Source organism: Acinetobacter sp. YH12137 (assembly GCF_013418535.1).
Classification (GTDB): Bacteria; Pseudomonadota; Gammaproteobacteria; order Pseudomonadales; family Moraxellaceae; genus Acinetobacter.
The window spans coordinates 1-24,865 of the sequence record NZ_VPBW01000038.1 but is presented as its reverse complement, the minus strand read 5'-3'; the positions used below and the strand labels follow the sequence as shown (position 1 = coordinate 24,865).

Sequence of the window (24,865 nt, the reverse complement as noted above, 5' to 3'; positions counted from 1 at the left end):
TCAAAGTAGCATAAATTTCGTATCTTTCATCTTGAGAAAGTTGGGTGTATTTCTTCATTGTGTGCTTTCCAATTGCGAGTTGAAAAAGTCTAATGATTCTATGAATACACCTAACTTTTTCAACTAACTACAAATGTGTTGCACTTGGGATTTGAATCTGCGTATCTCAATCTTTTAAATGACACTTATTTTTATCATTATAAAATATATAGTTTACATAATGTTAAATATATATTACATTTTGAATGATGTTGGAGTAAAGACATGTTAAAGAATGACATCATCGTGTTCCGTGCTAAAAAACGTTGGACACAACAACAGCTTGCTGATGCAGTGGCAGTCAGCCGCCAAACGATTGCCGCATTAGAAAAAGAGAAGTACAACCCTTCCTTGATTCTGGCATTCAAGTTAGCAAATGCACTTGAAACGACGATTGAGGAACTGTTTAGTTATGCCGAGGAAGTAACATGACACTATATTGGGTATTGATGGCTAGTATCTTAAGTATTGTGGTGGCTGTGATTTGCTGTGAAATATATAAAATACGCTTTGAATGCTCACAGGAAGCCAAAGACGAAAGAGGAACAATGATTTTATTAAAGCAGAAGTCATTATCCTATAACATTTTATTTTTGGGGATTAGTTCAGCCTTTTTGATCATCATCGGATTTGAAGGCTTCGGACTAAAATGGTTAGAACGTGAAGTTTTTATTTACTGGATTATGTTCACCGGCTTCCTGCAAAGCATCGCTTCAACCATTTATACGCATTATTTACGTAAAGACGTCTTTAGCTAATATGTATGCCAAGAGAGCTTTTCGAATCTCTCTTTTTGTCAAAATCTAGAAACGTCGACTAAAACGACGGCGATATTCTAAAGGTGTTAACCCTGTTTTCTTATAAAATAAACGCCGAAATGAACTTGGATCCTGATAGCCGACATTTTGCATAATCAGATCTATGGCCTGATCGGTTTCCTCAAGCCGTTTGCGTGCCGCTTCAATACGAATGGCTTGCAGATACTGATTCGGTGCAATATTTAGCGCCTGCTTAAAATGCCGGATTAAAGTACGAGTGGTGACATTAAAACGTTCTGCCAGCGCATTTAAAGTAAACTCTTCATGAAAATGCTGCTCTAACCAGTCCTGAACCTTTTGCACCAGTTCATCATGATGTGGTTGACCAATCTTCATTAAGAAATAAGACAATTGGCTATCGCGTCGATAATCAATCACAAAGGATTTGGCAGATTGCATGGCAACTTCAAAACCATAGAAACGTTCGATCAGATGCAAGCCTAGGTCAAACCAGGCCAAGCCTCCACCTGCACAGTAAATATTCTGATCCCGGCTAATCATCAGATCGGCATTGAGTTTGACCTGAGAATAACGTGCACGAAACATGTCCTGAAAGCCCCAATGCGTTGTCGCCACACGACCATCTAAAATACCAGCTTCTGCCAGAAAGAAATTCCCGGTGCAGTTTCCAGCGATTAAGGTGGATTGTGCATGAGCAGAAGTTAAAAACTGAATCAGGTCTGGATTTTCATCCAGTACCTCTTGTATAGGTGCGGCGATGGTCGGCACTACCAGAATATTTGCTGTTTGAATTTCTTGATATGAACAATGAGCTGGTAATTCCAGGCCGTTAATACAACGAATTGGTTGTCCATCTGGACTGGCGATCCTGACTTTAAACAGGCGTTGCACATTTTGCTGCTGAATCCGATTCCAGCTGACGCCAGCCATGGCGAATAAGTCGACGACACCTGTAATTGCTGAAGCCAAAGCACCATCAAAGCCTAAAATCACTACCTGTTGCATATTGTTCTATTTGTCGTTTTTCACCCGTTTCATGTCATTATTGACAATCCTCCTTGATAAATGCAACTGCTAGTCTTGATGCTATCTCAAGGATTACATATTCAGGACCGTACCGTGACTCAGCTGATTAATGATAAAAACCTCAATTTTCTGCTTTATGATGTCTTCAAACTTGAAGCTTTAACTGAACTGGAACGCTATCAGGACCATGACAAAAATACTTTTGATAGCATCCTAGAAACGGCAAAAGGCATCGCGACCGATTATTTTGCGCCGCATAATGCCAAGGCTGATCACCAAGAACCGAGCTTTGATGGCAAACAGGTGAAGACCATTGATGAAGTGAAAATAGCATGGCAACAATTTGCTGATGCTGGTCTACTCTGCGCCCAGCATGATTACGCAGACGGCGGCATGCAATTGCCGACTTTGGTGAATATGGCCTGTAATGCCTATTTCATGTCGGCAAATCCTTCGACTGTTGCCTACTCTTTTCTGACAGCCGCTGCAGCAAATCTGATTCAAGCCTTTGCCTCATCAAAACAAAAACAAATGTTCTTACCGCATATGCTTAGTGGCCGCTATGCCGGGACTATGGCGATGACCGAGCCAAATGTAGGTTCCTCTTTGGGAGATCTGACCACTAAAGCGATTCCTCAGTCAGATGGAAGCTACAAAATTAAAGGCCAGAAAATGTTTATTTCTGGTGGTGATCAGGACATTACTGAAAATATTGTGCATCTGGTTCTGGCTCGTATCCAAGATGCTCCGCAAGGGGTAAAAGGTATTTCCCTATTCATCGTGCCGAAATTCAAAACCAATACAGATGGAACTATAGGTGAATCCAATGATGTACAATTAGCTGGCCTTTTACATAAAATGGGTTATCGTGGCACCACATCAACAGTGCTAAGCTTTGGAGAAAATGACAATTGCTTAGGCTATTTAATTGGTGAAGCGGGACATGGTTTAAAATACATGTTCAAGATGATGAATGAAGCGCGCGTTGGTGTTGGCCTCGGTGCAGCCATGATCGGTTATCGTGGTTATCTGGAGTCTCTGGACTATGCCAAGAACCGTCCTCAAGGTCGTCTGGTTCACGAAAAGACACCTGATGCCAAGCCCGTGAATATCATTGAGCATACTGATGTCAAACGCATGTTATTGGCACAAAAATCTTATGTTGAAGGTGCTTTAGCGCTGTGCTTATTTGCAGCTCGTTTAATTGATGAACATCAGGCTGCACAAGATGAAGAGAGTGCCATTTTGCTGGATCTCATTACACCAGTGGTCAAGTCCTTCCCTTCTGCCTATGGTCCTAAAGCCAATGATCTGGCGATCCAGGTCTTGGGTGGTGCGGGCTATACGCGTGAATATCCGGTTGAGCAATGCTATCGGGATAACCGTCTTAATCCGATTCATGAAGGCACTTATGGGATTCAGTCTCTGGATCTACTAGGTCGTAAACTCTGGCAGCACAATGGCAAAGGCCTGACCCTGCTCATGCAACGCATCCAGAAAACCTTGTCTGAGATTCAGGATAGCAAGTTAACAGAACTGGCAGATGTCTATAAACAGCATCTTGTCACTGTGCAAAAAACCACACAGGTTTTAGGTCAGGCTCTGCATCAAGGCAAAGTTAGTGAAACTTTGGCCAATTCTGGCCTATATCTGGATATGATGGGCAAAACTATTATTGCGTGGCTGTGGCTGGAAATGGCCAATCAGGCTCAACTTAAATTTGGCACATCTTCTCAACAGGAAGATCAAGCCTTTCTGGCGGGTAAAATTCAGGCAGCTCAATATTTTATTCATTGGGAACTGCCTGAAATTGAACATCAGGCTAAGTTACTGATGAACTTCGATGACACCTGTTTGAAGATGCAAAGTGACTGGTTCTAAATAAAAATCAATAAAAAATGCGCCTCGAATGGCGCATTTTTATTTGTTTACATCATCAAGCCGCAGTGTCTTTTAGACCAAATTTCTTAAGCAGCTTGGCACGTTTCGAAGGCAGAATATTCGCTTTAGCCAGATCGCCTTGATAATGTTGATACACACGTTGATCCATCATCTTGTACCACAATGGTGGAATCAGTGCCGGTATCAGCATGGTGGCATAACCACTTGGTAATTCTGGTGCTTCATCAAAATGTCGCAATGCCTGAAATGGTCGGCTTGGATAGGCATGATGATCCGAATGGCGTTGTAACTGGTACAGGAACAGGTTGGTCACAATGTTGTTATTGTTCCAGCTATGTTCGGGCAAGGTTCGCTCATAGGTACCATCTGCTTTTTGCCCGCGTTTCAATCCATAGTGTTCGATATAATTCACGATCTCAAACAGGCTGATGCCGTAAAAGGCTTGGGTCAGCGTATAAGGAATGATTTTCTTGCCATACGTTTTCAGCATTAAGGCATGGTAACCTGCGCTCATCGCCCAGCCATGAAATAACTCATTTTCCAGACTAAAAAATTTTAAGCCTTTACGTTCCAAACGTCTTTTTTCTATCTGAATTGCTGATTTCAAGCCACCCAATACAGTACGTGGCCAGAAACGGTAAAAGGATTCTCCCATTTTCGAAGATGCCGGGTCTTCTGGCGTCGCCACCCGTTTATGATGTCCATAAGGATGCTCAATCCGGAAATGATTATAGGCCAGTGGCATCAGGCTGGCATGTGACCAGTAGTGATCTTTTTTCTGAGGGCGATGGCTCAGCTCATGTGCAGTATTCACGCCGATTCCATTAATCGCCCCCATAGAAACGCCAAGTAGAACCTGATCGACCAGAGAAACATTAGGACGGGATACGACATAGCCTGCAAAAGCATTGGCAGCCATTTGCAAAGGAATAAACACCTTCACGATCCGGTCATAATAAGGATCTTTGACCAATGCCTGAATCTGCTCATCATTTGGATTATTGGCATCATCACCAATTAAAGCATCTAATGTTGGGATAATCACATGTAATAATAAAGGCCCACCCATCGCAAAGACTTTTTTAGTGGCTTTGGGGCCAAAATGATAGCCAGCCAGAACTCCCATACCGATCACAGGCAAACCGGGACTCAGCAGCCAGCCAAAACGTTTTTTATCCAGTTGTAAACCTTTCAGTGCTGACGCATCCTGCGTGAACTGAGCTTTGCTAATTTGTGCAGGGGCATTCATTGCGACCCTCCTTTTTATGTTACTCTGCACATATAGTTGAATATTTCAGCATTAGCGAACAGTATTAAACGTCCAGAAAAACTATGTCAGCGTCTTTGGCGCAATAGGCCAAGTCTTGGCCTTAAATCACAAGACTGGGCTATTTAAATTTAATTAAATGAATTAAAACAAAAGAATAGAGTCAAGCATGGATGCTTTAAGTAAAATTTTTGATGATATTCATCTGGAAAAATCCGAATATCTCTACCTCAATGTGTTTCATCCAGGCGGGTTTGATTATCAGTATGAACCTTCCATGCTGGCTTATGTATTATTACAGGGTCAAGCGCAATTAATATTCAAAGATGGCGATCTGCTTGAGCTGCAACAAGGCGATCTGGTGTTATTGCCTGCTGGTTCTGCCCATCGGATTTCTAGTCCCGGTAATGCGGATTTTTCTGAACATCATTCGATCAATTCTTATTTTCAGACTCATGCACAGCAATGTGTGGATCTCAATATCACCCATTCAGCAGAACGCAGTTTTATCCTGGCGATTCGTTCCAATCTGGATATCCAGATGGCGAAACCGCTACTGAGTGCTTTACCTAAATTTCTGCACATTCAGCATATTCTGGGAGATACAGCACCAGAGTGGTTACAGGTTGGTTTGCAATTTCTGGCGCTGGAAACCCAGCAACTTCGTCCGGGACGGGACAAGATTCTGGATCATCTGGTCAGTATTTTACTGATTGAATGCGTGCGAGATTATATTTTGAATCTGGAAAATGCTTCGAGCTGGCTGAATGCTCTTTCGCATCCTGAACTATCTAATGCCTTGGCAGCAATTCATGGCAAACCAGAACAGCCTTGGACCGTAGAAAGCCTGGCTGAACAATGCCATATGTCGCGTTCCAAATTTGCCCAGCTGTTTACCCAGATTGTTGGTGAGCCACCATTGGCTTATCTGCAACAGCATCGACTTCGCCTGGCAGCACAATATCTCAGAAATAGCGGATTTAGCATTCAGCAGATCGCCTATCTGGTGGGCTATTCTTCGGAAACGGCGTTTAGTCAAAGCTTTAAAAAACAGTTTGAACAAACCCCGACCCGATACCGTATTGCCTGTCAAAAAAGCAAGACGCCTTTATTGGACTAAGGCTAGTACCGCTTTGACAGGATCTTCACTGTTGCCGGAAAGCAGCTGCTTGTGCATGGTGAGATGCTGCATCACCTGAATTTGAGCTGCTTCAATATCCATCAATTTTTCAATTTCAGCAGCCAGGTTTTCAGGCGTTGCTTCTGACTGGATTAATTCTTGAATGACTTTTTTACCAGCAATGATATTTGGCAATGAGAAATAAGGAATTTTGACCAGCAATTTGGCAATCTGATAGGTCAGCCAGTGCAATTTATAAAAGGTCACCATTGGACGATGCAATAACATGGCTTCCAGTGTCGCAGTGCCTGAAGCTAAGGCAATAATATTGGAAGCATTCATGACTTGGCGGCCAATTTTTGACTCGCTACTGGTATTTTCCATCAGGCGGATATGCGCTTTTAAACTGTCCGGATATTGTGCCAGCAAGTTTTCAATCTGCTGTTTGCGCATCTCATCAATGGCGGGAATCAGAAACGTATAATCCGGGTATTTCTGATGCAGAATTTTGGCTGCATCCAGTACCAATGGTCCTAAACGTTCAATTTCCCCACGGCGGCTCCCTGGCAGCAGTGCAATATATTTTTGTGCAGGATCTAAACCCAGTTCTGCCTGTGCTTCAGCCAGATCATTGTTGAGGGGTAACTGGCTTGCCAATGGATGACCGACAAAGGCAGCCGGAACATCCCATTTCTTGAAAAATGCTTTTTCAAATGGAAAGAGACACAGCACCAGGTCAATACTGGCCTTGATACCATGTACCCGGCCTTGACGCCATGCCCAGACCGAAGGACTGACATATTGCACGGTCTTAATCGGTAACTGTTTTTGCTTCAGGGTTTTGGAAAGACGCAAATTAAAATCAGGCGCATCAATACCGATAAACACATCGACTGGATCTTTCGTCCAGGTCTCGACCAGACCATCACGAACCGCAAACAGTTTTTTAATATCTTTCAGGACTTCAACAATGCCCATGACCGAGAGAATATCCATTGGATAGTAGCTCTTGAAGCCTTCAGCCAGCATTTGCGGCCCGCCAATCCCTTCAAATTCTGCATCAATACCCTGCTCTCGAAAACTACGGATGAGCTTCGCACCAAGCGTATCTCCCGATACCTCTCCCACCACGATTCCGATTTTAAGCTTCCGATTTTGCAAGTGTATTCCCTCAAATGAGACAAATTAATTCCGTTCAGATTCTATCATAAAGCATGATTTGAGCATGCCTAAGTGTTGAACTCACAAATCTTGGCTACCTCAAATAATTAAACTACTGGAATCTGGACAATGCGCGCGCCTTAGCCCAGCTTAAAAATTAAAATAAATTTAAAGCGGCTGATCTTTAAACAAATAAATAAAAAGGCATTTTGCAGAAGCTTTATCAATTTTCATACTTAGCAATAGAAAGGTATGCTAGATGATTCAAATTAAAATATAAATCAGGATGAATTACTTTAAATTTTATAGTCTTTATCTCTTTTTAGAATAAGCAAATCAATAATCAAGACAACGACTTATATTTAAAAGTCATAAGATATGCTCGTTTTTTGATTTTGGCATATATGCATGTTTGGTCCGATTGAATTTATTTTAGCAGGTGTATTGGTTGGTTTCTGTGTTGGGATTACCGGTGTCGGTGGCGGTTCGTTGATGACCCCAATCCTGATTACACTGCTTCGGGTTGAACCGCATATCGCGATTGGTACAGACCTTCTTTATGCCGCAATTTCTAAATTCTGTGGTTCACTGGTTCATGCTAAGAAAATGAATATTGTCTGGCCTATTGTGATCTGGCTGGCGATCGGCAGTATCCCTGCCTCATTTGTGACCCACTGGGTACTAGAGAATTATCTCAGTCAATCGACACATTATAAAGCAACGCTGACCATGGTATTGGGCTTTATGCTGACCCTTACTGGTGCATCTATTGTATTCCGCAATTCTATTGAAAAGTTCTTTAATAAATACCGCAAACAAGAACTGCCTGATATGACTCAGGATCTAGACAAAGTTGACTTTAAATCTGGCAATAAACGTGTCTTGATCGTGATCATGGGTATTGTACTGGGCGTGTTTGTGACCCTGTCATCTGTCGGTGCCGGTGCTTTCGGTATTATGGCCTTGATCCTGATGTTCCCGAATCTACCCATGATCCGTATTATCGGTTCGGATGTAGTACATGCTGTACTTTTAACTTTAGTCGCAGGTCTGGGCCATATGAGTGCAGGTAATGTAGACTTTACTTTATTAGGCTGGTTACTTTGCGGTTCTATTCCAGCGATTGTGATTGGAACACTGATCAGTTCACGTATGCCAGAGAAAATTATCCGTAAAATTCTTGGGATTACCCTGTTCTGTCTTGGCGTGAATTTCATTGTGAATCCAGTCAAGTCAAAACCGGTGCAACCCGCCCAACCTGAATTGGTAACAGCAGTAGAAAAAACAGCTGCTGTTTAAACTAAATCATGGATTCATCACTTTTTTTTCAAAGAAGTATTCATCTTTTTTATAACAAAGTGACGCATCATTCATGTTATATTCAGGCTATTAAACAACCTTTTGTATGATCAAACCAGTGACGGCAATGAATACACTACAGTCAAAACCTATTTCAGCATCAGATATTGATGACGTGAATATCCAAAGCATGATTCCTTTGGTAACACCTGCTCAGTTGAAAGCAGAGTTACCTTTGACTGAAACTGCTTATCAAACCGTACTGCATGGTCGTGAAACGATTCGTAATATCCTGGATGGCAAGGATAAGCGTATTTTTGTAGTGATTGGTCCATGTTCAATTCATGATCCAGCGGCTGCGCATGAATATGCTGAACGTTTAAAAGCTTTAAGCGAAAAAGTAAAAGATAGCCTGTATATCGTAATGCGTGTTTATTTTGAAAAACCGCGTACAACTGTAGGCTGGAAAGGTCTGATCAATGACCCTGATATGAATGACTCTTTCAATATTGAGAAAGGTCTGCGTATCGGTCGTAAACTGTTACTGGAGCTGAATGAACTTGGCCTGCCATGTGCAACAGAAGCACTGGATCCAAACTCTCCACAGTACTATCAGGATTTAATTTCATGGTCAGCGATCGGTGCACGTACTACCGAGAGCCAAACTCACCGTGAAATGTCTTCTGGCCTGTCTTCACCAGTCGGCTTCAAAAATGGTACAGACGGCGGCTTAACTGTTGCGACCAATGCAATGCAATCTGTTAAACATGGTCACAGCTTCCTGGGTCTAAATGACCAAGGTCAGGTTGCGGTGATTCGTACTTCAGGGAATCCATATGCACACGTGGTTCTACGTGGCGGTAATGGCAAACCTAACTACGATGCAGGTTCAGTTGCAGATGCTGAGGCAGCTCTTGCGAAAGCCAAAGTCAGCGGCAAGATCATGATTGATGCCAGCCACGCAAACTCAAATAAAGACCCGTACTTACAACCGCTTGTCTTAAAAAATATTACTGAACAAATTCTTGATGGAAACAAGTCAATTGTTGGTATTATGGTAGAAAGTCACCTGAAAGGTGGCCGTCAGGATATTCCTGCCAATCTTTGTGATCTGGAATATGGAAAATCAGTGACTGATGGCTGTATCGATTGGGAGACCACAGAAAAAGTGTTGCTTGACATGCATGAGGCATTGAAGGACGTTTTACCTAATCGTTAAACGAACTGACAAACGCCATCGACAAGATGGCGTTTTCATTTCTGAACAAGGAAAATTTTATCTGATGAATGAAATTGAAACTGCATTAAGTCAAATTGAAAATTTTCAGTTCATCCATGACCATCTGTTCAGCTCTGGTCAGCCGACAACTGAACAACTGAGGTTGATTAAAGAATACGGCGTATCCACCGTAATCAATGTGGCATTAACAGATAGCGATCATCATCTGTTACATGAAGATAAAATTTGTCTTGATCTTGGCCTGAACTATATCCAGTTGCCGATCTCCTGGGAAACCCCTTCGGATAGCCAATGCCTGCTGGTACTGGATCTGATTGATCATCTGGTCAAAGAACAAATGGTCTGGGTACATTGTACGCAGAATTATCATGTCAGCTGCCTGATGTATTTATATCGTCAATACTATATGGATATGGACATGCCGACTGCACAGGAATATCTGCATCAGCTCTGGGAACCGAATGAAACCTGGACCGGTTTAATTCATGCGGTTGCCCTACAGCTGCAAGGCCGTAAAGCAACACAGGAACTGGAATTATCCCTGATTCATCCTAATAACTTCGGTTGATGTTATTTGTAATGACTGATCAGAACAGTTGCCATAGACAGAATACCTTCCTGACGACCAGTAAATCCTAATTTTTCAGTGGTTGTGGCTTTAATACTGATTTGAGTCACATCCACATCCAGTACATCGGCAATGCTCTGACGCATTTCCAGGTTATGTTTAGCCAGCTTTGGACGTTCACAAGCTACAGTGATGTCAGCATTATTTAGGCGATAACCACGATCCAAAATTAGCTGATAGACATGCTTTAATAAAACCTTGCTGTCTGCACCTTTAAACTGCGGATCGGTATCTGGAAAATGCTGGCCAATATCGCCTAGCGCCAAGGCACCTAGCAAAGCATCACAAAGTGCATGTAAAACCACATCACCATCAGAGTGTGCTTTCAAGCCATGCGTATGTGGAATCTGAATACCTGCCAGAGTGACAAAATCACCTTCTTCAAATGCATGTACATCCAGTCCCTGACCAATACGAATTTGTGCAATCACTTTTATATCCTTTAGAAATAACTGATTGAAATCTTGTACACGACGTTTCTATTTCGCTATAGTTAGACCTAGCGTAACACAGTGAAAGTATAAGCGATCATGCTACTGAAAACTGATATAAATATGATGAAAATAATGGGACTTTTACTCGGGACAGGCCTTTTTGCTAGCAGCATTCATGCTGAATCGCTGGACTGTAGCAGTCATCATAACAATAACGCAGCCATGAAAAAGATCTGCTCAGTCTCTCTTGATGAACCGCGTGAAAAACTGACAGATCAATATTTTACCGCCTTTCTGATTACAGATGCGCCTGTTCGCTTATTACAAGATACCCAGCAGCTATGGAGTACACGCTTACAGCAATGTAAGACGCTGGACTGCTTTAAACAGCAATTTGACCAGCGTCTGGATGACCTCAATATTTATATTTCCTTGAATCAGAGCCTAACTCAGCACTATCTCAAGTTTGAACAGGGCCAAATGGCCAAACAGCCAATTCATCTCAAGATTCATCAGCTGACGAAAGACCGCATCAAAATTGAAGGAATTGCTTACCGCAATCCGAATAATCGTGCAGAAACCCAGACCATTCCTTTTCTAGCTTATACCACGACCGAAACTAAAAGCCAGATTACGGATAATGAGCATGACTGCAAATATAACTTTAACTATAGCAAGGCAATTTTGACGGTCAGTACCGAACAAAAAGGCTGTGAGCGCTTTAGTGGTATTTATCGTTTATATGATTAAACAGCTGACTTTTTTTATCTATTGATGTCCTGAATATGTATTTAAAAATTTAAACTAGAAATTCCCTCTCCTTAAAGGAGAGGTTTTTATAAAGATTCCCTTTATCCTAACCTTCTTTCTCAGGTAGAAGAAGCTTAATGAATAAATAATTATTTTTTGATCTTTAAAAATAGCCCGTAAGCGGGCTATTTACTTAGGCCGGGTAATGCTGAGCTATTTCTTGGCTAATCATAGCTGCGGTTGCCGCTGATAATGTCCAGCCTAAATGTCCATGACCGGTGTTGTAAAAGACACGTTCCTGTCTACCACGGCGCACCACTGGCATCATGTTCGGCATCATGGGACGCAGACCTGCCCACGGCACCACATGTTCAGTACATAGATCGAAATTGCGTTGTGTCCAGTCAATTAAAGGCTGAATTCGGTCAACACGAATATCCCGATTATAACCATTAAATTCCGCGGTTCCTGCAACACGTAAGCGGTCTTTACCTAAACGTGACAAGACGATCTTGGCGCTCTCATCTAGCAGACTGACCCAAGGAGCATTTTGCTGACTTTGCTCATCATTCAGCTGTACGGTAATTGAATAGCCTTTTACCGGATAGACATTCACTCGCTCACCCAACAGATCTGCCAACTGATAACTGCTTACGCCTGCACATACCACAATGGCATCCGCCTGAATCTCGAGCACATCTTCAGCATTGGCATGCACATTTTCAGGGCTTGGTCTGCATTTAACCGTAATATGCTGTGCTTGGTGATCGACCGCAAATACATCCTGACCAAATTCGAAGTTCACCCCTTTTTTCATACAGGCATTTGCCAGTCCAGTACTGAATTTATGAATATCTCCAGTCGCATCACTCTGGCAATAAAACCCGGCATAATAATCTCCAGTTAATGCAGGTTCAATCTGCTTGATTTCTTCATTGCTGATGGCATTACGTTCCAGACCACCACTACACAACAGATCATTGACCTTAATTGCGACATCATAATCAGCTTTATTATGGTAGAAATGTAGAATTCCGCGCTTTTCCAGATCAAAATCAATCTGCTCAATTTCGGCAATTTCAAACAGACGTTTTCTGGCCAGTAATGCGATTTTTACCGTTTCCCGGGTATTGGTTTCATAGTTTTTAATATGACCTAGAAATTCCATCAGCCAGCTATATTTATGCAGACTAAAAGAAGGATTAAGCAATAGCGGTGCGGTTTTTTGTGACATCCATTTGATGCCTTTCAACACAGTGGCTTTTTGATTCCAGACTTCTGCATTACAGGCAGAAAGTTGCCCGCCATTAGCAAAGGATGTTTCCATCGCGGGATAAAGATGACGGTCAACCACCGTGACCTGATAACCGAGTAAGGCGAGCTCATAAGCTGTTGTTACACCGGTAATGCCTGCCCCCACCACAATAACATGACGCATAGACACCTCTCCTCAATATGTGATGTCTTTCCCATCTGTCATGTGTACCTGAGAGCTTCGGTGACTGCATCATAGCTGTATGCAGCAACCTTCCCCCTTCGGTGAGTGATTCAACACTTCTCTCCAGAGTTTAATATATTATTGCAGTCCTTTTGCCTGAGAGTTTCCTGGGACCTTGCTCCTTCGGCGAATGCAGTAGCATTTCTCTCCTGCAATAATATTTTTATTATCCTGAGCAATTTATATACCATCTTATCGGAGACTACAGTTTTTTATTTATGTTAATTCACGTGATTTAAGTGGTAACGATACTTTCAATAAATTTAGAAGAAATAACACTATCTATTTCAAACGAATTTTAAGATTTTAATTTGGTTTTTTGCCTCATTTTCCTACGTCATGCTGCAATGCAAGGCATTTAAGAAAAGCAATAATGTTAATAATTGCTTAGGCTATTTATAGGATTGATTTAATATTAGACTTTAATATATGGCCGACTTTCAGATCCTAAAATTAAATTAACCAGGAAAGAATCAACATGAGAGATCCAGCCGCGACTACCGTTTGCATACTGATAATACTGGCCATGAACTGGCTATCTCCGCCATAGACACGCGTCAGTACATAGGAAGCTGAAGCAGTAGGTAAAGCAAAAAACAACACCAGTACCTGGGTGGTTAAAGGATCAATATCAAATAATTGGCAGACAAAGAAAGCAGCAAGTGGCATTCCTAATAAACGTCCAAAAGTCGCCAGACCTAATGGGAAGATATCTCGCTGGAAGCCTTGGAACTGTAAGGCAGCCCCCACACACATCAAGCCAAGCGGCAAACTGCATAAGGCAATCTGTTTTAAGAATAATTCAAACCCAGCCCAGAGTGATAAGCCTGAAAGATTAAATAGGCCTCCAACAAGAGAACCTAGAATTAAAGGGTTCTTTAACAGATCAATCAGGATTTTGAAGATCTGCATATCTGAACTACGGGTAAATGCCAGTACAGATAAGATATTGACCAGTGGAATACATAACACCATCACTACGGCGAAAATGGTCATGCCCTGCTGATGAAATAAAGCATTCACTGCTGCAAGTCCGATATAGGTATTAAAACGCAGGAGTGCCTGCACATAGACCCCAAAACGTGCATAGCCAATCTGATAAATCTTGCGCATCACATATAGAGCAATACTGACCACTGCCATAAGGCTAAAGACCACCAGAACCACATCTTTAATGACTGCCATTTCAATCTTGGCTACGGCCAGATTTAAAAATAGCATGACTGGAAACAGGACAAAATAATTAAGTTTTTCTGCCCCACGCCAGAAACTATCTTCCAGCCATTTCCTTTGTTTTAATACATAGCCCAAAGTAATCAGGCCAATAAGCGGAAACAGTACAGTGAAGATAGTCTGAAACATTGAACAACTCATGATATGGGTTTTGCGGCAATCGCATCCAATTCAATTGCCTGTCAATGAGCAAGGATACAACAACCGGCTCGTTTCAAGATAAAAATAGTGGAAAATTCAATGGATAATAAATAAAAAACACTCTCGCTGGCTTTAATTAAAATACGCTTTAAATCCAACTTTCATCTTTTGCAACATTTAGTGCATCATTTTTAGTCTTTCAAGCTCCTCATAAACCTTTGCATCAAGCTTCGGACGGACTTTTTCAAACTTAACTTTTAACAAATCCAGGCTTCTTAAGAGCATCCTAAAAATGAGTCTCTCACGGCCTAAATCATCTGTTGCCTTAAAAGTTGTTGGATCAATCCTTAAACGGAAATCCATATTTCTACGTTTAAATGAATAAAAAATACGTTCATCAAAACTATCATTTCCCATTATAATTTCAATGCACTTCCATTTATCTATCGGAATATCATACGACTTATTTTGTAGTTGAGCATTTAAGGCATTTTCTACTGCGTTACGTGCTTTATTTTCGAGATCAAGATGATCTTCTGTTAACACTTCCCTACTTAATTCAGCACTTAACCATACTTCCATTCATATATCCTGTCATTATTCTTATTAAACACACTTAGAATCAAACATAGATTCAAATAACTTCATCAATCTTTTCGAGACTCTTTTCTAAAATCACCAGATTTAAATCTACTAAAGGCTGTCCAACATCTGCATCCAGTGGATAACTCTCTGTTTTGCCGGTTTGGTGATAACCACGACGCTCATAATACGCGATTAATTCAATGCGAACATTAAGAACAGACATTCTAAGTTTTTTGAAAGGTATTTTTTCTCTAGAGTATTGCTCAGCGAAATCTAACAATATTCGGCCATAACCTGAATTTTGCCGGACTGGGTCAATAGCAAAACTGCCGATTTCAAAACAATCTGGCAAGTGTGTCAGACCAATACAACCCACCAGTTGATCATTATTTTCCAAGACATAAAGTTCGAAATCAGGCCGTGCTAAAAGTTCACTTAACTGAGCCTCATTAATTCGATCACCTAAAAAAATGTCATGTTCATGCGTCCAGCCCAAATTAGATCGATAAGCTGTATTGATCAACTTAACAATGCTTTGAATGTCCGTAGCTTGGGCTAAACGAATATTGTTATTTTTCATTTTATAAATATAAAAAAGCCAGACCGAAGCCTGACTTTAATTTCATTTGCTTCTATAAAGCAAATTATTTAGGTTCAATTGGCTCAAACGGCGCAACGACATCGGCATTTTGTGCACGATGGCGCATGAAGTGATCCATCAAAACAATTGCTAGCATCGCTTCAGCAATTGGGGTTGCACGTACACCCACGCAAGGATCATGACGGCCTTTGGTCAGGACATCCGTATCTTCACGATTAATGGTAATGGTTTTACCCGGAGTTGTGATGGAAGCCGTTGGTTTCAACGCAATCGAAACACGAATATCCTGACCGCTAGAAATACCACCCAAGATACCGCCAGCATGGTTCGCCAGGAAGCCATCTGTTGTGAGTTCATCACGGGTTTCATGACCGAACTGCTCAGTCACACCAAAACCATCACCGATTTCGACACCTTTAACAGCATTAATCGACATCATGGCATGCGCGATGTCAGCATCCAGACGATCAAATACTGGCTCGCCCCAACCCACGGGTACTTTAGACGCAATGATCTCGAGTTTAGCGCCACAACTAGTACCTTGTTCACGCAAAGACGTGACCAGTGCTTCAAAGCGCGGCACCGCATCAACATCACCACAGAAGAACGGGTTATTTGGCACTTCGTTCCAGTCCAGTTTTTCTGCTTTTTCAGTACCGATTTGGGTCACATGACCACGGATTTCAATACCAAATTTCTCAAACAGGAATTTCTTGGCAATCGCACCTGCTGCTACACGCATCGCAGTTTCACGCGCACTCGAACGGCCACCACCGCGATAGTCACGAAAACCATACTTCTGGGTATAGGTATAGTCTGCATGACCCGGGCGGAAAGTTTGCGCGATATTGCCATAATCTTTCGATTTCTGGTCCGTATTGCGGATTAAAAGACCAATTGAAGTACCGGTAGTTTTACCCTCAAACACACCTGAAATAATTTCAACTTCATCTGGCTCTTTACGCTGTGTTGCAAATTTTGAAGTACCCGGCTTACGACGGTCCAGATCCTTTTGCAAATCCGCTTCAGACAGTTCAATCCCTGGTGGAACCCCATCAATAATGGCCATTAAGCCAACACCATGAGATTCACCACAAGTCGTTACACGGAAGAGTTGCCCTATACTATTACCTGCCATGTCAACGACTCCTTATGAATTAACAGATTGAATGAATAAATCACGATATTGACGGCATTGGGCTGCAGTCAGTGCAAAGATACCTGAACCACCACGTTGGAACTGCAACCAGTGGAAATCAACGGTATTGAAGTTTTGCTTCATCGCCCATTCAGAATTACCCACTTCAATCACGATCAAACCATCTTCAGTCAGATAATCAGCTGCTTGAGCCAGCATCTTGCGAACTAGATCCAGACCGTCTTGACCAGCAGCAAGCGCAAGCTCAGGCTCATGATGGAATTCCTCAGGCAAATCAGCCATATCTTCCGCATCGACATACGGCGGATTAGATACGATTAAATCGTACTGATTTTCGGCTGGAATTTTTTCGAACAAATCCGATTCAAGCAATGCGATCTGATATTGCTTGTCATGATGCTCAGTATTAATTTGTGCAACTTCCAATGCTTCTTTGGAAATATCGGTGGCATCTACTTCCGCTTCAGGGAAAGCATAAGCCAAGGCAATTGCGATACAGCCGGAACCGGTACACATATCTAGAATGCGTTGTGGTGTCTTCGGATTCGGGTTTTCCGGCAAGTTATTAACCGCTTCACCCATTTGACCATGTTCGCCCAGGAAATAAGGAGCAAAACGGTTTTCAATCAGCTCAACGATTGGCGAACGAGGAATTAATACACGTTCATCAACATAGAATGGCTTGCCGAAGAAATAGGCTAGATTCAATAAATAAGAGGTTGGAACACGTTCATTAATGCGGCGTTCTAGCAAGCTCAAGAACTCAGCCACTTCGCTTGGCAATAATTTAGAGTCCAGAATTTCAGGATCTGCATTCCAGTCCAGTGACAAGGTTTGTAGAACCAGCGCTGAACTTTCAGCAAAATAATCTTCTGTACCTTGACCTAAGTGCGCATCGTATTGACGTAATGCTGTAACCCCAAAACGAATAAAATCACGAATGGTAGTTAAATTTTCAGCGGCTTCCTGCAAATGTTCAGGGCTAATAGTCGGTCGATCCACTTAAGGCGTCTCCAAGGTCATTTTTTAAAACGCCTTATGATACCTTGTTTTGAGGTCTTTTATAATGCCAAAACCATGAAAAACCCGAATTCTCCATGGTTTATCAATGACAGATCTTCTGAATTTCAGGCAGATTAGAATCCTACTTTTTAAGATTTATCGGTATTTCCGGAAGGATTTATTAACTTAAAATCAGTTTAAGCACCGGCACGATAAGAACGCAATTGATACAAATTCGCCTGATCTTTTACCATCTCCAGCGCACATTGACCCTGTTTAATCTGGGCATATTGGGTATTCATAGTCAGCTTGCATTGCTGTGACAGTTTGCGTTCCCACACTGTATGCTGATCACGAATATTATTACGATAACCCGCATTCAATTTCAGATAAGTCTTATAGTTTTTCTTTAGACGTTTATTCTGTGCTTTTAATTCTTTTTTCACACATTTCTGCAGTTTAGCTGTATTGCCATAACTAAAGTTCATGCACTGGGTATATTCCTGAGAATAACCTGTAGCCGCCTGAACCTGTAATGCCATCGTCCCCAAACAACCTACCATTAATAAACATGCAAAACGCATAGTATCCCCTTCACCAAAACTGGCTTGTTTCCAATCAATATTGAATAATGAATCTTGTTTAAATTATTGCCTGATACTAACTGAGTCCTTGATAAAATCCTATATTTTTCTCGCTTAAAAAGATGTCACAGTTCTTTGGTTGAAACTTGATTTTATGGCCGCATATAATTCGGCAATGATGTCCAAACGAGCCCAGATCTTATGAGCTATAAGCACAACAATCTTATGGCCATGCGCCAGAACTACTGGAATGACCAGTTATCCAGTCAGGTGCAGCAGGAAAAGGTATTTTTACAAACCACATTAATGCAGCAAGGCGTATTTAGTAGCGCGACTTTGGAAGATGCCAAGTACCTGTTTTTCAGTTTGCCAAGCATCATTATTGTGAAGGGTTATGCGCTGGGTTTTATGCATGAAACAGTCCAGAACCTAATTCATCAACATATTCAAACAAATAAACAACAGTTACAACAACGATCTGAATTAAAAATTCAATTTCAAATGTCATAATATTCACCCTACACTGGTCAAAACGGCAAGCGATATGCTCTTGCCGAGATTTTCACCGTGAATTCAGCGGCTTAAACTTTTTTAATACGTGCAGACACGGTAATATCCACTACAATGATTTATTCCGCTTTATGCTGATAAAAGGATTGAGTTTACATGTCAGATCAGAACGATAAGCTTAAACAATTGAAAACTTCCTCAATGGATCGACGCTTATCGATCGCAAAGGCATCTTTGCTGGCAGGTACGCGCTGGGCAGCATCCAGTGCGGGTTCTATGTTCTCGAGTGAAGAAGAAAAAGAAAGAAGACGCAAAAAAGCCATGAAAGAACAGGCCGATTATCTGGTTGCAGAAATTGGCAAGCTTAAAGGTTCAATTGTCAAAATTGGCCAGATGATGGCCCTGTATGGCGAACATTTTCTGCCAGAAGAGGTCACTCAAGCCTTAAATACGTTAAATAATAAAACAGTTGCTTTGGCGTGGCCGGCGATCAAAGCCCAATTACAACAGCAATTAGGTTCCAAGCTAGATGATCTGACGGTTGATCATGAGCCCCTAGGTACCGCCTCTTTGGCTCAGGTTCACCGTGCTGTACGCAAGTCAGATGGCATGGAACTGGTGCTTAAAATCCAGTACCCGGGTGTAGCTGAGGCTATTGATTCTGATATGAGCCTGTTTAAGAACATGCTCAAATTGACCCGTATGGTGCCGCAAACCCGTGAATTTGATCAATGGTTCGATGAAGTTCGTGAGATGATGCATCGTGAGGTCAATTATAAAATTGAGGCGGATACGACCCGTCGTTTCTGTAAACGTCTGCAAAATGATCCACGATATATCGTACCGACCATCATCGATAACTATTGTACTGACCGTGTTCTGTGTATGACCTTTGAACGTGGTGTACCCATCAATAGTCCAGTAATGTTGTCTCTACCACAGGAACGTCGTAATAAACTGGGTGAGGCTTCCCTTGAAATCGCAGTACGTGAGATTTTTGAATGGGGGGAGATGCAGACTGACCCGAATTTCGGCAATTATCTGGTACGTCTAGGTGATGGCGAAAATATTCAGGACAAGATTGTGCTTCTCGACTTCGGTGCAATCCGTCAATTTGACCAGCATCTACTCAATGTAGCGCGTAACCTGATCCAGGCCGGTTATCATCATGATTCAGACATGATGGTGAAAGCCATGACCGGTTATGAATTCTTTGATTCTATTCCGCCTAGCATCAAACCGGATATGGCGAAAGTCTTCCTGTTAGCCACAGAAGCCTTCAGCTCGCCAATGAACAATAAAGACCTGCCTCCAGGTGTGATGGATGAACATGACCGCTATAACTGGAAAAAAAGCCAGCTTCATAGCCGGGTAATGCAGCAAGCTTCTAAATCCATGGCTTCACGTTATTTCAGTGTACCGCCTAAAGAATTTATGTTTATCAGCCGTAAGTTCATTGGCGCTTATACCTTCATGACGGTGATTGATGCGAAAACTAATGTACGCGCAATGATTAAACGTCATCTCTAAACGACTAAGTTATTATTAGCCTTATATAAGACCCGGATGATTTTGTCATTCGGGTCAATTTTTGATAAAAACCTAATTTTTCTTATTTTATTTTTCTATTTAGTTTCAATATTTTAATTCTTCAAATCCCCTCTTTATTTTAATTATAAATTGACAATGATTCATGTCATTGATGACATGGTTTTTTCTAGAACTGCATGTCAACATCAGGCAAATAAGATAACACCCCGTAGGATAATTAGAATGAACAATATGGTGAACAAAGCACAAGGATTTGGCTTGTCCATCCTGACCAAAGTGGCTGGAAGTGATTTACTCGACCAATTAAAGCTGCGTAAATTTTTAGAAAAATCTCTTTATCAAAGCTCTAAAGCAGGTTTTAAAACACTCAGCCAGACTCAGAAAATCCTGAAATCTGGTCAGAAAATTCAAAGACAACGTTTGCCACATCAGTCCAAATCCCTGTTTGATCTGAATCTGACTGAAGAACAGCAAATGACCTGCGAGGCAATGCAACAGTTTGCCAGCGAAGTCCTTTATCCTTTGGCACATGATGCAGATCATCATGAAATCTTCCCAAAGGAACTCTGGCAATATTCAACTGATCTGGGTCTTAATTTTTATGCGCTGCCTGAAACTCTAGGTGGCGTAGCTGTAGAACAGAATATCGTCAGTAATGTCCTGATGGCTCAACAGTTGGCTCAAGGTGATTTCAGTCTGACCGCTGGTCTGCTTTCTACTTTTAGTGTGATTAATGCGATTACCCGTTGGGGTTCAGAACAGGTTCAGGCTGAGTATTTGACTGCATTTGCCGATGATCCTCATCTTAAAGCTACCTTCGCAGTACAAGAAGCAACAGCTGCCTTTAATCCTTATCAGTTAAAAACTCAAGCAACGTCGAATGGAGATCACTATTTAATTAATGGTGAAAAAACCTTGGTGATGCTCGGAGAAACTGCTGATATCTATCTGGTCAGTGCAGATCTGAATGGCAAAACCGAAGTATTTATTGTGCAACGCAATAATACCATTACTGCACAAAAATCTCCGGCTATGGGCTTGAAAGCCACTCAAACTGTGAATCTCAAATTTAATAACACACCGGCACAACGCTTGGGAGATGACGATTTTGATTACACCGCTTTTCTTGATCTAGGCAATTTAATGTGGTGTGCCATGGCGGTCGGTATCTGTGAAGCGGTTAAAAAATACTGTGTGCAATATGCCAATGAACGGACAGCCTTTAGTGAACCAATTTCCCATCGGCAAAGTGTAGCTTTTATGATTGCAAATATGGCGATTGAAATTGATGCCATGCAAATGCTGATCCTGAATGCCGCCAGTCTTGCAGAATCTGGTCAAGACTTTCATCGAGAAGCTTATCTGGCCCGTCTGCTCTGTGCAGAAAAATCCATGAAAATTGGCACAGATGGCGTACAGATTCTCGGCGGACATGGCTTCACCAAAGAACATCCGGTAGAACGCTGGTATCGGGACTTAAGAGCAACAGCAATCGTACATTCTGGCCTTCATGCCTGAGCAAAGAATAAGGAAAAAAATAAATGAACTTGCAAAATCCTAAAAAATTCAAATTGCTGATTGATCAGGCACATGAAGTTGCCCTGAATGTACTCCGCCCTATTTCACGCAAGTATGACAAAGCTGAACATGCTTATCCGAAAGAGTTGGATATGCTTGCCTCTGTCGTCGATGGTATGAACCAAGGCAGCGAAGGCATGAATGCAGGAGCTGCGGTCAATAAACGCGGTGATAGCGATGAAAGCAATAAAAATGGCGTCAATATGTCGACAGCACTTAGTATTGTCGAAATGTGTTATGGTGATACCGGACTGCTTTTATCCATGCCGCGTCAAGGGTTAGGAAATTCAGCCATTGCTGCCGTTGCTAATGACGAACAGTTGCAACGCTTTCATGGTATATGGGCAGCGATGGCGATTACTGAACCAGGCTGTGGTTCGGATTCAGCTGCCATTCGTACCACTGCCATTAAAGATGGTGATGACTATATCCTCAATGGTGAAAAAATCTTTGTCACCTCTGGCGAACGTGCAGATGCGGTTGTCGTCTGGGCGACTTTAGATAAAAAACTTGGCCGTGCTGCAATTAAATCCTTTGTCGTACCCAAAGGCACACCCGGCATGAAAATCGAGCGTCTGGAACATAAGCTAGGCATTAAAGCCTCGGATACGGCTGCAATTAGTTTTATTGATTGTCGTATACCTGCTGCTAATTTGCTTGGACATGCTGAAATTGATGTGGCCAAGGGTTTTGCTGGGGTCATGGAAACTTTTGATAATACCCGCCCACTCGTTGCAGCGATGGCAATTGGTTGCTCTAAAGCTTCTTTAGAGAGAACCAAGGAAATTTTTAAGGATCAGCTAGATTCTGAGTACCATACACCTTACTTACAAACATCGAATATTGCAGCGCAGATTTATCGTATGGAAGCCGAATGGGAATCTGCCCGTTTATTAATGTTAAAAGCTGCGTGGATGGCGGATAATCGTAAGCCTAATTCCCGTGAAGCTTCTATTGCTAAAGCCAAGGCGGGTCGTATCGCGAATGAAATCACTTTGAAATGTGTCGAATTAGCAGCATCTATAGGCTATAACGAGGCAGAACTTTTAGAAAAATGGGCACGTGACTCCAAGATTCTGGATATTTTTGAAGGAACTCAACAGATTCAGCAACTCATTATTGCTCGACGTGAACTAGGTAAATCTTCAAGTGAATTAAAATAATCAAAAACTGGAAATACTTCTTTATTAAAGAACGAATCATCAAAAAGAATGGATTTTTTATGGTTTTCGAACTATAAAATTTCCATCCTTTTTCATGTCATGACCTATGTATTCTATTCGTCCTTTACAACCTCAAGATAATGCTCAAATTGCCAAGATTATTCGTGAAGTTTCCGTAGAATTCGGACTTGCAGCAGAATCCGGTTTTGCTGTCGGTGATTCAATCCTGGATAACCTGTATGAAGTATATCAGCAGCCAAATGCAGCTTATTGGGTCATTATCGATGAGCAGGATCAAGTCTTTGGTGGCGGAGGTATTTCGCCATTACAGGGTGATCAGAGTATTCTAGAAATACAGAAAATGTATTTCTTACCCATTATTCGTCGTTATGGATTTGCAAAAAAGATTTTAAATCTGACCTTTGACTTTGCTCATGAGCAGAACTTTAAACGAATCTATCTTGAGACTACTGCAAGTCTTTGGCAGGCAGTGAAGCTTTACGAAAAATTAGGTTTTGAACATCTCGATCATCCCGAAGGCAATACAGGTCATAGTGCAGCTTGTGAAATCTGGATGCTAAAAACTTTAGACTAAGCTTTCTTGTGCATCTAAACACATACACTTTAAAGAAAAGCCTGAGATACAAATTCGACTGTTAATTGGCTTTTCTTTAAACAATTCTTCATAAAAAATTCATTATTCAATAAAATCTAATTTGTCTTTGTAAACAAATCATCTAATTTCTTGACGATTTTCATACATCTTCCTAAGATCAATCTAATTTTAAAAATACAGGGAAGCTGAAAGTTGTTGGGCAAATTTTCTGGCAAAAACTATTCATTATTAAAGGTCTTAAATCCTACTACTTTAAAAATTGGGATACTTGGTTTAAGTACAATATTAATAAGTGCTTGCTCCTCACTAGGGGGTAATTCCTTAGAAAAACGCTCTGCTAAACTGTCTCAAGGAATTCAGACTGCATATGCTGTGCCTGCGATAACTGCTACTCGCGTTTCACCTTTAATTATTCAAAATGCCGAAAGACATAGTCTAGATCCCTTGCTAGTAGCAGCCGTGATTCGACAGGAATCTACCTATCGCAGTCAGGTCGCTTCACCTGCAGGTGCTGTGGGTCTTATGCAAATTGTTCCGCGTTATTGGCAATCTACATGTGGACCTGATTTATTTAATGAAGCAATAAATATTGGATGTGGGAGTTATATTCTGTCACGTTATCAGGAATCTAGTGGCAGCCTAGAAAAAGCGCTGGGCTATTATAATGTAGGCCCTACTGCCTATGAGAAAGATCGGAAAATGCGTAAACAAGGCAAAAAATATGCAAAAGAAGTTTTAACGCACCAGAAGCAACTTAAAAAATCGATGTAATTAGAACGTACTAATGATTAATTAAATGCATTCCAGAAATATTAATCCATAAATAAAAAGGCTTAAATTTATTTAAGCCTTTTTCTATTTCATCTTTATTTTGTCTTGTCCTGAAATAGATTGACAGTATTCCACTTCAAACCGAGTTAAGCAATTAGCTCGGTTTTAGTTTGCTCATACGTCTGATTCGGGGTGTTCATATTTAAACTTAAATGTGGTCTATAGCAA

Annotated in this window: 25 protein-coding genes and 1 riboswitch; of the genes, 14 read left to right on the top strand and 11 right to left on the bottom strand. The window is 41.5% G+C overall.

Translation table 11 applies throughout. The features are described 5' to 3' along the window. The first annotated feature begins 264 nt into the window (after positions 1 to 264). Both FTU72_RS13825 and FTU72_RS13820 read left to right on the top strand, forming a co-directional pair. Entirely contained in the window at positions 265 to 471 is a 207-nt protein-coding gene (locus FTU72_RS13825; RefSeq protein ID WP_034702754.1) for a helix-turn-helix transcriptional regulator, read from the top strand. After that, complete coding sequence (locus FTU72_RS13820) at positions 468 to 797, top strand: hypothetical protein (RefSeq protein ID WP_052026307.1); 330 nt, start codon at positions 468 to 470, stop codon at positions 795 to 797. Before FTU72_RS13825 ends, FTU72_RS13820 begins: the two co-directional genes overlap by 4 nt. A 45-nt stretch (positions 798 to 842) precedes the next feature. On the opposite strand, the gene FTU72_RS13815 is transcribed toward FTU72_RS13820, so the two are convergent. Continuing rightward, positions 843 to 1,823, bottom strand: coding sequence for a GlxA family transcriptional regulator (locus FTU72_RS13815; RefSeq protein WP_179993231.1), 981 nt, complete (start codon positions 1,821 to 1,823; stop codon positions 843 to 845). 78 nt (positions 1,824 to 1,901) lie between these two features. Here FTU72_RS13815 and FTU72_RS13810 point away from each other — a divergent pair, with 78 nt between their 5' ends. After that, positions 1,902 to 3,725 carry an acyl-CoA dehydrogenase gene (locus FTU72_RS13810; protein ID WP_179993241.1) on the top strand — a complete coding sequence of 608 codons (1,824 nt, stop codon included), beginning with the start codon at positions 1,902 to 1,904 and terminating at the stop codon, positions 3,723 to 3,725. A gap of 55 nt (positions 3,726 to 3,780) precedes the next feature. Here the strand turns inward: FTU72_RS13810 and FTU72_RS13805 are convergent, their stop codons facing one another. Continuing rightward, positions 3,781 to 4,995 carry an alkane 1-monooxygenase gene (locus FTU72_RS13805; RefSeq protein WP_179993232.1) on the bottom strand — a complete coding sequence of 405 codons (1,215 nt, stop codon included), beginning with the start codon at positions 4,993 to 4,995 and terminating at the stop codon, positions 3,781 to 3,783. Positions 4,996 to 5,182: 187 nt separating this feature from the next. Here FTU72_RS13805 and FTU72_RS13800 point away from each other — a divergent pair, with 187 nt between their 5' ends. Beyond that, positions 5,183 to 6,133 carry an AraC family transcriptional regulator gene (locus FTU72_RS13800; RefSeq protein WP_159122888.1) on the top strand — a complete coding sequence of 317 codons (951 nt, stop codon included), beginning with the start codon at positions 5,183 to 5,185 and terminating at the stop codon, positions 6,131 to 6,133. Here FTU72_RS13800 and lpxB read toward each other — a convergent pair. Further along, on the bottom strand, positions 6,122 to 7,294 hold the full coding sequence (lpxB, locus tag FTU72_RS13795) for a lipid-A-disaccharide synthase (RefSeq protein ID WP_179993233.1): 1,173 nt from the start codon (positions 7,292 to 7,294) through the stop codon (positions 6,122 to 6,124). The two genes, FTU72_RS13800 and lpxB, sit on opposite strands and share 12 nt — an antisense overlap. Positions 7,295 to 7,702: 408 nt before the next feature. Here lpxB and FTU72_RS13790 point away from each other — a divergent pair, with 408 nt between their 5' ends. The 3 genes from FTU72_RS13790 (at position 7,703) to FTU72_RS13780 (ending at position 10,401) form a co-directional block, all read left to right on the top strand. Continuing rightward, entirely contained in the window at positions 7,703 to 8,593 is an 891-nt protein-coding gene (locus tag FTU72_RS13790; RefSeq protein ID WP_125278642.1) for a sulfite exporter TauE/SafE family protein, read from the top strand. 127 nt (positions 8,594 to 8,720) lie between these two features. After that, positions 8,721 to 9,812 (top strand): 3-deoxy-7-phosphoheptulonate synthase, encoded by a 1,092-nt coding sequence (locus tag FTU72_RS13785; protein ID WP_125278643.1) that lies wholly within the window; start codon positions 8,721 to 8,723, stop codon positions 9,810 to 9,812. Between the two features lie 64 nt (positions 9,813 to 9,876). Next, positions 9,877 to 10,401 carry a protein tyrosine phosphatase family protein gene (locus FTU72_RS13780; protein WP_125278644.1) on the top strand — a complete coding sequence of 175 codons (525 nt, stop codon included), beginning with the start codon at positions 9,877 to 9,879 and terminating at the stop codon, positions 10,399 to 10,401. A gap of 2 nt (positions 10,402 to 10,403) precedes the next feature. On the opposite strand, the gene ispF is transcribed toward FTU72_RS13780, so the two are convergent. Continuing rightward, a complete protein-coding gene (gene ispF, locus FTU72_RS13775; protein ID WP_034171374.1) occupies positions 10,404 to 10,892 on the bottom strand; it encodes a 2-C-methyl-D-erythritol 2,4-cyclodiphosphate synthase in 489 nt (162 codons plus the stop codon). 99 nt (positions 10,893 to 10,991) lie between these two features. Here ispF and FTU72_RS13770 point away from each other — a divergent pair, with 99 nt between their 5' ends. Continuing rightward, a complete protein-coding gene (locus FTU72_RS13770) occupies positions 10,992 to 11,645 on the top strand; it encodes a hypothetical protein (protein WP_125278645.1) in 654 nt (217 codons plus the stop codon). Between the two features lie 193 nt (positions 11,646 to 11,838). On the opposite strand, the gene FTU72_RS13765 is transcribed toward FTU72_RS13770, so the two are convergent. The 7 genes from FTU72_RS13765 to FTU72_RS13735 all read right to left on the bottom strand — a co-directional run bounded on the left by FTU72_RS13765 (position 11,839) and on the right by FTU72_RS13735 (position 18,448). Then, entirely contained in the window at positions 11,839 to 13,083 is a 1,245-nt protein-coding gene (locus FTU72_RS13765; protein WP_179993234.1) for a D-amino acid dehydrogenase, read from the bottom strand. A 134-nt stretch (positions 13,084 to 13,217) separates the two neighbouring features. Beyond that, positions 13,218 to 13,305: riboswitch (glycine riboswitch) on the bottom strand. A gap of 291 nt (positions 13,306 to 13,596) precedes the next feature. Then, positions 13,597 to 14,505 carry an AEC family transporter gene (locus tag FTU72_RS13760; RefSeq protein WP_179993235.1) on the bottom strand — a complete coding sequence of 303 codons (909 nt, stop codon included), beginning with the start codon at positions 14,503 to 14,505 and terminating at the stop codon, positions 13,597 to 13,599. 189 nt (positions 14,506 to 14,694) lie between these two features. Next, the gene (locus FTU72_RS13755) at positions 14,695 to 15,099 is read right to left on the bottom strand and encodes an Imm44 family immunity protein (protein WP_257218452.1); all 405 of its coding nucleotides are present in this window, start codon (positions 15,097 to 15,099) and stop codon (positions 14,695 to 14,697) included. A gap of 52 nt (positions 15,100 to 15,151) precedes the next feature. Beyond that, positions 15,152 to 15,682: a GNAT family N-acetyltransferase gene (locus FTU72_RS13750; protein ID WP_179993236.1), complete on the bottom strand. Its 531-nt coding sequence runs from the start codon at positions 15,680 to 15,682 to the stop codon at positions 15,152 to 15,154. A gap of 64 nt (positions 15,683 to 15,746) precedes the next feature. Beyond that, entirely contained in the window at positions 15,747 to 16,841 is a 1,095-nt protein-coding gene (aroC, locus tag FTU72_RS13745; protein ID WP_179993237.1) for a chorismate synthase, read from the bottom strand. A gap of 12 nt (positions 16,842 to 16,853) precedes the next feature. Beyond that, complete coding sequence (gene prmB / locus FTU72_RS13740; RefSeq protein ID WP_179993238.1) at positions 16,854 to 17,864, bottom strand: 50S ribosomal protein L3 N(5)-glutamine methyltransferase; 1,011 nt, start codon at positions 17,862 to 17,864, stop codon at positions 16,854 to 16,856. 197 nt (positions 17,865 to 18,061) lie between these two features. Next, positions 18,062 to 18,448, bottom strand: coding sequence for a lysozyme inhibitor LprI family protein (locus tag FTU72_RS13735; RefSeq protein WP_179993239.1), 387 nt, complete (start codon positions 18,446 to 18,448; stop codon positions 18,062 to 18,064). A 201-nt stretch (positions 18,449 to 18,649) separates the two neighbouring features. On the opposite strand from FTU72_RS13735, the gene FTU72_RS13730 reads away from it, so the two are divergent. From FTU72_RS13730 to FTU72_RS13705, 6 genes are all read left to right on the top strand, one after another. Beyond that, positions 18,650 to 18,958 (top strand): hypothetical protein, encoded by a 309-nt coding sequence (locus tag FTU72_RS13730; RefSeq protein WP_004785493.1) that lies wholly within the window; start codon positions 18,650 to 18,652, stop codon positions 18,956 to 18,958. A 156-nt stretch (positions 18,959 to 19,114) separates the two neighbouring features. Beyond that, on the top strand, positions 19,115 to 20,488 hold the full coding sequence (locus FTU72_RS13725; protein WP_005235905.1) for an AarF/ABC1/UbiB kinase family protein: 1,374 nt from the start codon (positions 19,115 to 19,117) through the stop codon (positions 20,486 to 20,488). A 252-nt stretch (positions 20,489 to 20,740) separates the two neighbouring features. Beyond that, a complete protein-coding gene (locus FTU72_RS13720) occupies positions 20,741 to 22,027 on the top strand; it encodes an acyl-CoA dehydrogenase family protein (protein WP_179993242.1) in 1,287 nt (428 codons plus the stop codon). A 23-nt stretch (positions 22,028 to 22,050) separates the two neighbouring features. Then, a complete protein-coding gene (locus FTU72_RS13715; RefSeq protein ID WP_125278651.1) occupies positions 22,051 to 23,250 on the top strand; it encodes an acyl-CoA dehydrogenase family protein in 1,200 nt (399 codons plus the stop codon). 106 nt (positions 23,251 to 23,356) lie between these two features. Beyond that, entirely contained in the window at positions 23,357 to 23,845 is a 489-nt protein-coding gene (locus FTU72_RS13710; protein ID WP_179993240.1) for a GNAT family N-acetyltransferase, read from the top strand. 213 nt (positions 23,846 to 24,058) lie between these two features. Next, a complete protein-coding gene (locus tag FTU72_RS13705; protein ID WP_166138226.1) occupies positions 24,059 to 24,637 on the top strand; it encodes a lytic transglycosylase domain-containing protein in 579 nt (192 codons plus the stop codon). The last annotated feature ends 228 nt before the right edge of the window (positions 24,638 to 24,865 follow it).

What these genes read in the sequence shown, in the direction of transcription:
- FTU72_RS13825 (WP_034702754.1), top strand. Translation starts at nt 265, where the DNA reads ATGTTAAAGAATGACATCATCGTGTTCCGTGCTAAAAAACGTTGGACA.
- FTU72_RS13820 (WP_052026307.1), top strand. Translation starts at nt 468, where the DNA reads ATGACACTATATTGGGTATTGATGGCTAGTATCTTAAGTATTGTGGTG.
- FTU72_RS13815 (WP_179993231.1), bottom strand. Translation starts at nt 1,823, where the DNA reads ATGCAACAGGTAGTGATTTTAGGCTTTGATGGTGCTTTGGCTTCAGCA.
- FTU72_RS13810 (WP_179993241.1), top strand. Translation starts at nt 1,902, where the DNA reads ATGCTATCTCAAGGATTACATATTCAGGACCGTACCGTGACTCAGCTG.
- FTU72_RS13805 (WP_179993232.1), bottom strand. Translation starts at nt 4,995, where the DNA reads ATGAATGCCCCTGCACAAATTAGCAAAGCTCAGTTCACGCAGGATGCG.
- FTU72_RS13800 (WP_159122888.1), top strand. Translation starts at nt 5,183, where the DNA reads ATGGATGCTTTAAGTAAAATTTTTGATGATATTCATCTGGAAAAATCC.
- FTU72_RS13790 (WP_125278642.1), top strand. Translation starts at nt 7,703, where the DNA reads ATGTTTGGTCCGATTGAATTTATTTTAGCAGGTGTATTGGTTGGTTTC.
- FTU72_RS13785 (WP_125278643.1), top strand. Translation starts at nt 8,721, where the DNA reads ATGAATACACTACAGTCAAAACCTATTTCAGCATCAGATATTGATGAC.
- FTU72_RS13780 (WP_125278644.1), top strand. Translation starts at nt 9,877, where the DNA reads ATGAATGAAATTGAAACTGCATTAAGTCAAATTGAAAATTTTCAGTTC.
- FTU72_RS13770 (WP_125278645.1), top strand. Translation starts at nt 10,992, where the DNA reads ATGCTACTGAAAACTGATATAAATATGATGAAAATAATGGGACTTTTA.
- FTU72_RS13765 (WP_179993234.1), bottom strand. Translation starts at nt 13,083, where the DNA reads ATGCGTCATGTTATTGTGGTGGGGGCAGGCATTACCGGTGTAACAACA.
- FTU72_RS13760 (WP_179993235.1), bottom strand. Translation starts at nt 14,505, where the DNA reads ATGTTTCAGACTATCTTCACTGTACTGTTTCCGCTTATTGGCCTGATT.
- FTU72_RS13755 (WP_257218452.1), bottom strand. Translation starts at nt 15,099, where the DNA reads ATGGAAGTATGGTTAAGTGCTGAATTAAGTAGGGAAGTGTTAACAGAA.
- FTU72_RS13750 (WP_179993236.1), bottom strand. Translation starts at nt 15,682, where the DNA reads ATGAAAAATAACAATATTCGTTTAGCCCAAGCTACGGACATTCAAAGC.
- aroC (WP_179993237.1), bottom strand. Translation starts at nt 16,841, where the DNA reads ATGGCAGGTAATAGTATAGGGCAACTCTTCCGTGTAACGACTTGTGGT.
- FTU72_RS13735 (WP_179993239.1), bottom strand. Translation starts at nt 18,448, where the DNA reads ATGCGTTTTGCATGTTTATTAATGGTAGGTTGTTTGGGGACGATGGCA.
- FTU72_RS13730 (WP_004785493.1), top strand. Translation starts at nt 18,650, where the DNA reads ATGAGCTATAAGCACAACAATCTTATGGCCATGCGCCAGAACTACTGG.
- FTU72_RS13725 (WP_005235905.1), top strand. Translation starts at nt 19,115, where the DNA reads ATGTCAGATCAGAACGATAAGCTTAAACAATTGAAAACTTCCTCAATG.
- FTU72_RS13720 (WP_179993242.1), top strand. Translation starts at nt 20,741, where the DNA reads ATGGTGAACAAAGCACAAGGATTTGGCTTGTCCATCCTGACCAAAGTG.
- FTU72_RS13715 (WP_125278651.1), top strand. Translation starts at nt 22,051, where the DNA reads ATGAACTTGCAAAATCCTAAAAAATTCAAATTGCTGATTGATCAGGCA.
- FTU72_RS13710 (WP_179993240.1), top strand. Translation starts at nt 23,357, where the DNA reads ATGTATTCTATTCGTCCTTTACAACCTCAAGATAATGCTCAAATTGCC.